This window comes from Kitasatospora sp. NPDC059648 (assembly GCF_042734825.1).
Classification (GTDB): Bacteria; Actinomycetota; Actinomycetes; order Streptomycetales; family Streptomycetaceae; genus Kitasatospora.
Genome location: NZ_JBHWDU010000049.1, coordinates 37,548 through 46,519, shown reverse-complemented (window position 1 = coordinate 46,519; position 8,972 = coordinate 37,548). Strand labels below are relative to the sequence as shown.

9 protein-coding genes and 1 pseudogene are annotated in these 8,972 nt (G+C 71.1%); 4 read left to right on the top strand and 6 right to left on the bottom strand.

Going from position 1 to position 8,972, the window contains the following annotated elements; translation table 11 throughout:
* From ACFV1W_RS25400 to ACFV1W_RS25390, 3 genes and pseudogenes are all read right to left on the bottom strand, one after another.
* Positions 1 to 730, bottom strand: a pseudogene (locus tag ACFV1W_RS25400) (hypothetical protein); the annotation flags it as partial.
* 59 nt (positions 731 to 789) lie between these two features.
* On the bottom strand, positions 790 to 2,415 hold the full coding sequence (locus ACFV1W_RS25395) for a DUF2637 domain-containing protein (protein ID WP_380419535.1): 1,626 nt from the start codon (positions 2,413 to 2,415) through the stop codon (positions 790 to 792).
* An 888-nt stretch (positions 2,416 to 3,303) separates the two neighbouring features.
* Positions 3,304 to 4,065: a ParA family protein gene (locus ACFV1W_RS25390; RefSeq protein WP_380419534.1), complete on the bottom strand. Its 762-nt coding sequence runs from the start codon at positions 4,063 to 4,065 to the stop codon at positions 3,304 to 3,306.
* A gap of 230 nt (positions 4,066 to 4,295) precedes the next feature.
* On the opposite strand from ACFV1W_RS25390, the gene ACFV1W_RS25385 reads away from it, so the two are divergent.
* From ACFV1W_RS25385 to ACFV1W_RS25375, 3 genes are read left to right on the top strand one after another with little or no spacing between them, the layout of a single operon-like run.
* Positions 4,296 to 4,487 (top strand): hypothetical protein, encoded by a 192-nt coding sequence (locus tag ACFV1W_RS25385; protein WP_380419533.1) that lies wholly within the window; start codon positions 4,296 to 4,298, stop codon positions 4,485 to 4,487.
* A gap of 8 nt (positions 4,488 to 4,495) precedes the next feature.
* Complete coding sequence (locus tag ACFV1W_RS25380) at positions 4,496 to 4,759, top strand: hypothetical protein (protein WP_380419532.1); 264 nt, start codon at positions 4,496 to 4,498, stop codon at positions 4,757 to 4,759.
* Complete coding sequence (locus ACFV1W_RS25375; protein ID WP_380419531.1) at positions 4,749 to 4,991, top strand: hypothetical protein; 243 nt, start codon at positions 4,749 to 4,751, stop codon at positions 4,989 to 4,991. The genes ACFV1W_RS25380 and ACFV1W_RS25375 overlap by 11 nt, the downstream gene beginning before the upstream one ends.
* Before the next feature lie 62 nt (positions 4,992 to 5,053).
* Here ACFV1W_RS25375 and ACFV1W_RS25370 read toward each other — a convergent pair whose 3' ends face one another.
* From ACFV1W_RS25370 to ACFV1W_RS25360, 3 genes are read right to left on the bottom strand one after another with little or no spacing between them, the layout of a single operon-like run.
* On the bottom strand, positions 5,054 to 6,199 hold the full coding sequence (locus tag ACFV1W_RS25370) for a C40 family peptidase (protein ID WP_380419530.1): 1,146 nt from the start codon (positions 6,197 to 6,199) through the stop codon (positions 5,054 to 5,056).
* Between the two features lie 23 nt (positions 6,200 to 6,222).
* Positions 6,223 to 6,930: a hypothetical protein gene (locus ACFV1W_RS25365; RefSeq protein ID WP_380419529.1), complete on the bottom strand. Its 708-nt coding sequence runs from the start codon at positions 6,928 to 6,930 to the stop codon at positions 6,223 to 6,225.
* On the bottom strand, positions 6,927 to 7,409 hold the full coding sequence (locus ACFV1W_RS25360) for a helix-turn-helix domain-containing protein (protein WP_380419528.1): 483 nt from the start codon (positions 7,407 to 7,409) through the stop codon (positions 6,927 to 6,929). The genes ACFV1W_RS25365 and ACFV1W_RS25360 overlap by 4 nt, the downstream gene beginning before the upstream one ends.
* A gap of 636 nt (positions 7,410 to 8,045) precedes the next feature.
* Between ACFV1W_RS25360 and ACFV1W_RS25355 the strand changes: the two genes are divergently transcribed.
* A complete protein-coding gene (locus tag ACFV1W_RS25355; RefSeq protein ID WP_380419527.1) occupies positions 8,046 to 8,969 on the top strand; it encodes a MinD/ParA family protein in 924 nt (307 codons plus the stop codon).
* Positions 8,970 to 8,972 lie beyond the last annotated feature (3 nt).

The window sequence follows — 8,972 nt, the reverse complement described above, 5'->3', positions numbered from 1 at the left end:
CTGCTGCGGCCTGTGCCTGCTCGGCGAGCCGAACCGCTGCGGCACGCTCCCCCTCCGCACGGCCGTGTGCCTCGCGGGCCTCGGCGGCCTGCCGCTGGGCGCGGGCGGCGGCGGCCTGGTGCTCGGCGACGGCCGCGGCACCGGCTTCCTCGACCTCGGCGAGCCGCCGGCGGTGTGCCTCCTCGGCGGCGCTGAACTCCGCCTGGACGTCGGCAAGGTGCTGGCGCGCCCGCCCGGCCTCGCCGTGCGCCTCCGCCGCTGCGGCCTGTGCCTGCTCGGCGAGCCGAACCGCTGCGGCACGCTCCCCCTCCGCACGGCCGTGTGCCTCGCGGGCCTCGGCGGCCTGCCGCTGTGCGCGGGCGGCGGCGGCCTGGTGCTCGGCGACGGCCGCGGCACCGGCTTCCTCGACCTCGGCGAGCCGCCGACGGTGTGCCTCCTCGGCGGCGCTGAACTCCGCCTGGACGTCGGCAAGGTGCTGGCGCGCCCGCCCGGCCTCGCCGTGCGCCTCCGCCGCCGCGGCCCTCTCGTCGGCGAGTTGCTGGTGGAGTTCCGCGACTCGCTCGCCGGCCACCCTCAGCACGTAGTCCACCTGTCGGGCACGGTGCACGCGCGCCTCCGCGGTGGTCAGTCGCTCGCTGAGCTGTGCCGCGCGTGCTGGCGGGACGGGGACCGGTGTGTGGGCGGTGCGGGCGGCCGGCAACAGGTCCACGGTGCTGTCGTTCTCGGTCATCTCTCCCCTTCGGGTGAGGCCCGGGGCCCACGCGTGTGTGCCCCGGGCGAACCTGGCTGTCAGGCCCCGCGCTGCTGCGGGTCGGTGTCCTCGTCAGGCCCCTGCTGGCCCGTGCCGCTGTCGAGTTCCTTCCGTAGCACCTTCACCAGCTTGCCCGCGGGGGAACGGTCGTAGGTGTAGCCGTACCGGTCGGTCATCACCGCGTTGAGCTGAGTCACGATCGCGTTGTTCGACCGAGTGTCGCCGGGACGGATGTACTCGGCGAACAGCTCCGCAAACTGCTTCCGCTTCGTGGCACGCGCGGCGATCTCGCTCACCGTGTCGTGCCCATCCGCGTCGTCTCCGTGCACCTTCGGCACGCGGGCGCTGACCCGGGGGCCCGTTGTGTCACCGCGCTGGGCAGCGGCGGCCTTGCGGGCCGGCGGTGCCGGCTCCTCGTCCACTTCGTTCTCGTCAGTGGTCTCGATGCACTCGGCGGCCTCGTCCTCGGCAACCACCGGCACCTCGTGTGCCTCGGTGTCCGTCTCGTGTGCGACGGTGGCCGGCTCGGCCGGCTCTGCCTGGGTCCGCGGCGCCGGGATGGGGCCCGCGAGCTGTGCCATGAACCGGTCCACCACCGCGTCCTCGGCCTCGTCGGCTTGTGCCTCGACCAGTTCGGCCCGCTTCTCCAGCGCGGTCAGCTCGGCCTCCACGGTCTCGGCGGTGCGCGTCTCCTGGTGTGCTGCCGTGTGCAGCACGTGCCCGAGGGCGAGCTGAGGCCCGGTCGTGTTGCGCTGGCGGTCTGCCATCTTGGCCTGCACGTAGGGCGCCAGGACGGCCGCGACGGCGGTAGCGGGCACGGGGGTGTGCCCGTCTACGGTCAGGGTGGGCTCGGCGGTGGTGACGACGACACGGCGGACCTGCCACCAACCGGCCGGTGTGTCGGCCTTCGCGGTGGCCTTCGCGGTGCGGTTAGCCGTGCGCTCCTGGCGGCGGATCGCTCGGCGGGTGCGCACGGCGGCCAGGGCTTCGGCCTCGGTGCTGATGGTCGGCTCCTCGATGGCCATGCGCATCATGGCAGCGGTCTCCACCGGGGCGCTGAGCCACCGCAGTACGCCGACCTTGGGCAGCGGCCGCCGGGTGTGCCCGCTCGCCTTGTTGGCGGCACGGCGAACACTGACCAGTCCGCGTTCGAACAGGACACCTGCGGCAATGGAGACGCCGGCGAAGAACTCCGGGGCGCCGTGGTGCTCGGCGCCCCGGGGGGCCTGAATCCAGTTGAACCACGCCGAGGCCAGGGCGAACACCCACACCAGCAGCCGGTTTCCAGCCGCAGACTCCTCGCGGTCAACGTCCTGAAACGACAGCATCATTAGGTACATCGCGGCCTCGTCCAAGGCCAGGGGCACCAGGTACTCCATGCCCCCGTGCAGGCCGAGCGCAGTTTGCGCATAGCCGATCAGGTGCGCGTACGACAGCGACGCCGGGACGGCGGCGAAGGCGAACAGGAAGGCCAAGTTCATGATCTTGCCGCGGGCGTTAACCCGGGCCTTGCCAGCTGCCACCGTGTCGGCCCCGGCGGGCCGCATCGCCCGCCACTGCTCCAACACGTACCGGGCCACCCGGATGCCGAGGGCGGCAGCCAGGCCGAGGCATGCCAGGGCCACCACGACCAACAGGACGTTCTGGACGATCGGGTTGTTCATCAGCGTGCCCCCGCCCGGGAGCGAGTTCCGGCCGTGCCATGTGCCATGGTCTCCAGCACGACGGCCGGGGCCTTACCTTGGTAGTGCACGGGGTTCCTTCCGTGTGGGTGGCCCCGGGTCCTCTGCCGTCGCAAGCTCTGTGCCCGGGGCTAACTTTTTGACGTTCTACGTGCATAACTGTCTAATGACACACGCTTTAGCACGCACAACTCCTGAGGGGTCATGCTAGCTGTGCCATGCCCTGCTTCCGCACATCTGACGGCATGACACATCGTTGTACATGCTTGCAGTTATACACGCATAAAGGCAAGAAGTTAGGCACACACGCGGGCGTGTGTGCCTAACTTCGCCTTCAACGTCGGCCCGGGGGACTCAATCCTGTGCCTGCGTCAGCGGCGTGGGCGTCCCGGCCTCCTGCTCGTGTTGCTCGGTGGCTCGGCCGACCTTTGGACGTCAGCGACGATCTGTGCCGGGGTGCTGGTTGCCATCAGCTGCCGGAACGCCCGGCGTGCCACCGCGGTTACGGGCACATCGACCTGGAGCCGTGCCGCAACCTCCTTGATCTCCCACAGCCAGTCTTCGATGTCGGGATCGAGGTAAACCGGTGTCGCCTTCGGGCGAGTGCGCTTCTTGGTCGGCTCCGGCTCTGGCTCCGCCTGGTGTGCCACTTCCGGGGCCGGCCGTTGCCCTTCTTGTGCGGCACGCTGCTGTGCCTCTTCCTCGGCACGCCGCCGGGTCTCTTCCTCCTCACGCCGTCGCCGGGCCTGTGCCGCAGCCTCAGCAGCGGACGGGGGAGGCACAACGCCATCCCCGCCCGGACCTCCGGCACGGGGGTTCCTGGACCCGCCCGCGGCCCTGCGTCGACGGGCAGTCCGGTTCTCCAGCTCCTCAAGCCCGTCCATAGTTGATCACCGCCTCGGCAACCCGGTCGATCTGGCGAACGTACGGCAGGGCCCTCTTGGACACGGGCTCAGAGCAGATCGCGACCCGCAGCGTCCGCGAGGGAATCCACTTGTAGTAGTCCACGACCGGACCCACCGGCACGCCGTACTGGCTGGTGATCCGCTTGAACTTCCGGAACATGGTGCTGGGAGGGTTCTGGACCATGTGGGGGATGACCAGCAACGGGTAGTCCGTCAACTCGTCCAACATGCCCTCAAGCGCGTTGAGCGACTTCTCGGCCAGCACGGCCGGCACCAACACGACGTCCGCGGCCTTGAGCGCGCCGTACGTCGAATCGCACCCGCCGGGGTGCGTGTCAACCATCAGGGGGCGGCCGAGGGCAACGGCCCACTTCTCCAGAGCGTCGGCCACCGCGTCGGGGTCGGGCTGGTTGAGACCGAAGTCCGGGTGGCAGGGGATCAGGTCCGGCTTGCGCCGGCCGGTGACCGGTGCGGGGGTGCGCCCCTTCTCGAATGCGTCCAGTAGCGGCGCCCGAACGCGGTCCTCAACCCGGTACCCCCAGGATCGGGTGCACCCACCCTTGTCCCAGTCGAAATCACCGAGCACCGCGCCAAGCTGGAAGGCAGTTTCGTAGGCAAGCGTCGACTTGCCGTCTCCGCCCTTCCACGCGGCGGAAGCGATGATGGGCGGCCTGTCGGTGCCGCGCGCCCACTCCGCGGCCCTGTCTAGTGACAGTTCGTTACGCATGTACACCATTATGCGCGTATAAATCCTCGCGCCACCTCTGTCCGTCGACCCAACACGTGGCCTATATTTATGCATGCATAACGTTATGCGTGTAGAACTAGCTATCTGCACGTCAGAACGCAGGAAGGCCGGGCCTGCAGCGGCCCGGCCTTCCTCGGTCGGCCCTGTCACCGCGGACACGGTGGGGGCCTTGATCCTGTTGGGAGGATCTTGTGGTCAGCGTAGTAGAGATGCCCACCGCGGGTGACCGCGAGCTGGTGGTGAAGCCGTGCCGCAGCACCGGGCCCGTGCGGATCGCGGTCGGCCGCTGGACGGGTACGCGCGGGAAGGCGGCGCCGGTTTCGGCGCCGCGGCCCCCGGTTGACGACCTGGTGGCGGTTGCCAGCATCCTCGGCGTGCTCATCGTCCGGCCGGGCGAGTGAGCGCGGTCGTGGTGATCGTGTACCTGGCGCTCGGCGTCCTGGCCTACCTCGGGTGGGGCTGGACGTCGCCGACCGACGCTGTGTTGGATCTGCAGGCGGACCAGTCGCGCCCTCCGCTCGGGCGCGAGATCGCGGCGGCCGTCGTGCTCTGGTCGGTGCTGCTGGTCGTGTGGCCGCTAGCGGTCGTCATCCGCGGGGCTCTGGCGCTTCGGCACTCGGCTGGCCACCGCCTGTCCCGTCGCGATTGGGGGTACTCGACTGATGGCCGCTGAACTGGACGACGGCATGCGGCCGGTGAGCCTGCGCGGGCTGCTGCCCGGGGCTGCCACCGGCCCGCGCCGGCTGACGGACTGGCTGCGGGTTCCCCGCCGCGAAGTCGCCAGGGCGGCCGCGGTGGCTGGCGACGAGTGGACGGAGCGGCTGGCCGCGCTGAACGCGCCGGATGACAACACCCCGGTGTTCTTCACCGACTACTGGGCGGCCACGAACAGCTCGTTGGCCTGACACCCGCACAGTGAAGGCGGGCCCGGAGAGGGGTACTCTCCGGGCCCGCCTTCGTCGTCGCCCTACGGGGCCTTGGCCGCCGTCGGGGTTCCTCCGGCGCCGCCGCCTCCGGGCACCGTCCCCGGGACGTCGGGGGCGGACAGCCGTACAGCGGTGCTCATCAGGTGGGACTCAGTGAGCGGGAGGTCCCGGACGCGAACGCTGAGCCCGGTCCTTGGCGCTTCAACAATCTGGATCTTCCCGGCATCGTTCACCAACACCATGGCCACGTGGTAGATGCCTTCGGGGCCGGACTGCCAGAACACGAGGTCGCCGGGCAGCGTGGCGCCGATCGGGATGTGCTGTCCGGCTTCGTACTGCTGGGTGGTGACGCGGGGCAGGTGGACATACGGCCACCACGCGTACTGCACGAGCGAGCTGCAGTCGAAGCCGGCGTGGCTGGAGGCGAAGCAACTTCCGTTCAGCCAACCGGTGTTGTCGCCGCAGAACCCGGTGGTGGGGCCGGTGGGCTCGCCGCCACCCCACACGTACGGGACTCCCAGCTGGGACATCGCCCTGTTGATCACGTTGTTCACCGCCGGCCCGGCCAGGGCTGCAGGCGTGGCGTCTGTGCACGTCACGGCCTTGTTGGTGTCGCCGCCGCTGAGCGACTGCGCCAACGCCGTGCCGAAATCAGCCCATTTGCGATATTGGTAGCCGACCCCGCTGACCTGCACGGTTTCGGCGGCGTCGGCCATGTCCATCCGCTCCCAACCGACCACCGACGTGAGGCCGGGGATGTGCTGGGACGGCACGCCGAAGTAGAAGGCGTTCGCGGAGTAGATCGGGTCCAGCACCTGTTCCGGGGTGCCCCAGCCGACCACCGACCGCTGCTGAAAGAGGCCTGCGGCGTCGTGCCCGGCGGTGGGCGGAAGGCGTCGCAGGCTGGACTCCTGCATTGCCGTCATCAGCGCAATGGCGGCCGCCCTGGTCGGAAGGCCTTTCTCCCTCGCCACTCGCGCGATGGTCTGCGCGTTGCCGGTCTGCTCGGCGTCCAGCTGGACGCCCGCGGCGGTGACCGGTCCGGGCGTGCCCCCGCCCTGGTCGCCGACGCTGACCGAGACCGAACAGTACTTCCCGGATTGTGCGTGCCCGCTCCCTCCGACAATCAGGATCAGCGGCACGGCCATGAGGCCGGCGGCGGCCAGGGCAAAGCCCTTCGCCTTCACGTAGTTGTCCCCCTTCGTTGTGGTCAGCCCTTGCCCACCACCGCGTCGACGCGCCACCCGCCGGCCGCCGTCTTCACCACGTGCAGGTTCCAACTCGACTGGTTGTCGGTCGGAGCTCCGCGGTCCGTGAGGTGCTGGCTGTAGGAGACGGTGACGAACGCTTCGGTGTCGGTGGCGGGCGGAGCGTCCGGGGACACCGCCGCGGTACGGATGGTGGCCGTCGACGTCTCCTGAGCTGCGGTCATGCGGGCTGCATAGTTGGTCTGGGTGGGGCGGAGCGTCACCAGATACGCCTCCGTGGCGTACGGCCGGGCCCGCTCCACGGGGTCGAGCGTGCTGGCCTGCTGCCAGTCGTAGGTGTAGTAGGCCTGGGTGAAGCGGGCCGCAGCGTCGACCGGATCGGCGCCGCCGGTGCCGGACGGCACGGCCGAGGGCGCGGTGGTACCCGGCGTGCCGGCCGCGGCCGTGGAATTCGCCGGCCCGGTGGTGGACGGCAGGTTCGCCGCGCTCGCCGGGCCGGAGCTGGTGGCCGTGGGTGAGCCGGCTGTCGCCGTCGCGCCGGCGGCGGCCGTCGTCGAAGGCGCCGCGGCGGGTGGAGGCGGAGCTGCCTGGTCTGCGGCCGCGGCGTGCGGGCCGTCGACGTGTGCCGGCGAGCTGCTGCAGCCGACGGCCAGGATGGCGACGGCGGCGGCCAGGGCGACGGCGCCGAGGTGGTGCTGTCGGACCCTCATGATTTCCTGTCCTCCCTGATCGGGGATGGTGCATCGTGGTCGTCACCGGCCGGTCCGCCGCTCGGCGGGCACAGCGTCTGCAGAACCGCCGCGCGCGAGAAGCGCCGGCAACGGGCCTCGCCCCAGTGCGGCAGCTGACCACCCCGGGCGAGCCGGCCGACCTTGTCCGGGCCCATGCCCAGAAGCTCGGAGACCTGAGCCGTCGTCAACACCGCGTCACGGAACTGGATGTCGGACCACGACCGCCCTTGCACGGCGGCGTCCAGCGCCGGCGCGCAGAACCGCCAGTCGCCGCCCAGCTTGGCAGCGGGCAGGGCACCGGAGCGCGCCCGTTTCATGATCGTTCTGGGGTTGAGCGCGAGCCGGGCGGCCGCCATTTCGCTGGTCAGCACCGGCCCGGCCGGGTCCAGCCGATCTGCAGTCGAGCCGCCCCGGCGGGGCCGGCCCCTGCGAGTCGGCATCGAGTTGTCCGTGTCCACTGCCCGTTTGTATCGCACGCCGTGTCACCGGTCTGTCCTCCGTCGCCCCCGACCACCGGGGAGAGTGTCCGACTCCCACAACGATCCGTTGAACACAGATGCACTGCGGGTAGTCGGTACGCTACTCTAAAAACGCCCCCAGTACCGAGAAAAAGGGTAGGCTCCTGATGTACGGATCAAGCGCGCGGGGGGTGTGCTGTGGCCGAGGCTGACGAATTCGACCGAGAACAACCGGTGAGCCTGCGGGGCCTGCTGACGGCTGGACAGGGAGTGGAGCCACGGGGGGCGCTGACAGAAGCTCGCCCGGCGCACGGGGGGCGCACGCCCGTACCGGAACCATCACACTCATCTACCCGGCCGCACAAGCGGTTTCAGGCCACCGGGCCGATTTCTTCCGCTCCCGAACCGGCGTCGCAGGCTCTTCCCGCTGCTGCCGAGGCTGTAGCGGTTGCCGGTGAATTAGGGCGGCCGACCGAGGATGTCCCGGCCGTCACGATGGTGGCGGACCGGCCGCAGACGCTGGTCCTGGGGCGGGTCACCCCGCTGGCCGAGGCGGCACCGCCCGCGGCCGCTCCGCTCGCGCCGTGCGTTGATGCTGTTTCGCCTCCGTCGGCCGAGGCCTCCACCGTCACGGTGGTGGAGCCCGAACCGCTGGTGGAACTGCCGCCCCGGCGGGGGCTCGGGTTCCTGCGTCGGCGCCGTCCGGTGCAGCTGGCCGAGGCGCCGGTGCGGCCGACTCTTCCGACGGTCGGCGACCGCGTACGGGACGGCGTGCTGCGGCGGCGGCTGACGGTGGACCTGCCGCAGCAGCACGTCCGTATCGCGGTGGTGTCCCTCAAGGGCGGCAGCGGGCGGACCTCGACGGCGCTCGGCCTGGGCGACGTCCTGGCCGGGTACCGCCGGGAGCCGGTGGCCGCGCTGGACGCGGTGCCCCTGCGCGGGAGCCTGGCCCCCCTCTCTGGCGGCCGGTCGGCCGCCAGCGTGATGGACCTGCTGGCCGCCCACGAGACCTACGCCGCGTACAACTCTCCGGCCCCGCCGTCGTACCGCCGGCCGTCGGGACTGGCGGTGATCGCCTCCGAGCACCGCCCGGACGCCCGGTACGTCCTGGGCGCCGACGGCTACCGGTGGCTGTCGGACCAGCTGCTGCCGCGCCACTACGGCATCGTGGTCACCGACACGCCCGCCGGGCTGTCGGACTCGCTGATGTCCGCCGTCCTGTCGACCGCGGACCTGGTGGTGCTCACCACCACGACCGGCGCCGAGTCGGCGTCGCTGGCGCACGACGCGCTGGTGTGGATGCACCGCCAGGGCTACGGGCGTATCGCCCGCCGGGCCCTGGTGGTCCTCAACGCGGTCCGCACCGGCGACCCCGGCGTGCCCGCCGAGACGCTGTCGAAGTTCTTCGCCGCCAAGGCGGGCGCCGCGGTGACGATTCCGTGGGACCGGCACCTGGCGGCCGGACAGCCGATCGACGCGGCCGCGCTGGAGCCGGCCACTCGTACCGCATACCTCACTCTCGGCGCGGCCGCCGTGGCCGCGCTCGCCCGACAGAAGTAAAGG

Coding starts and splice junctions, on each gene's coding strand:
- ACFV1W_RS25395 (WP_380419535.1), bottom strand. CDS start 2,415: ATGAACAACCCGATCGTCCAGAACGTCCTGTTGGTCGTGGTGGCCCTG.
- ACFV1W_RS25375 (WP_380419531.1), top strand. CDS start 4,749: ATGGCCGCTGAACTGGACGACGGCATGCGGCCGGTGAGCCTGCGCGGG.
- ACFV1W_RS25390 (WP_380419534.1), bottom strand. CDS start 4,065: ATGCGTAACGAACTGTCACTAGACAGGGCCGCGGAGTGGGCGCGCGGC.
- ACFV1W_RS25385 (WP_380419533.1), top strand. CDS start 4,296: ATGCCCACCGCGGGTGACCGCGAGCTGGTGGTGAAGCCGTGCCGCAGC.
- ACFV1W_RS25365 (WP_380419529.1), bottom strand. CDS start 6,930: ATGAGGGTCCGACAGCACCACCTCGGCGCCGTCGCCCTGGCCGCCGCC.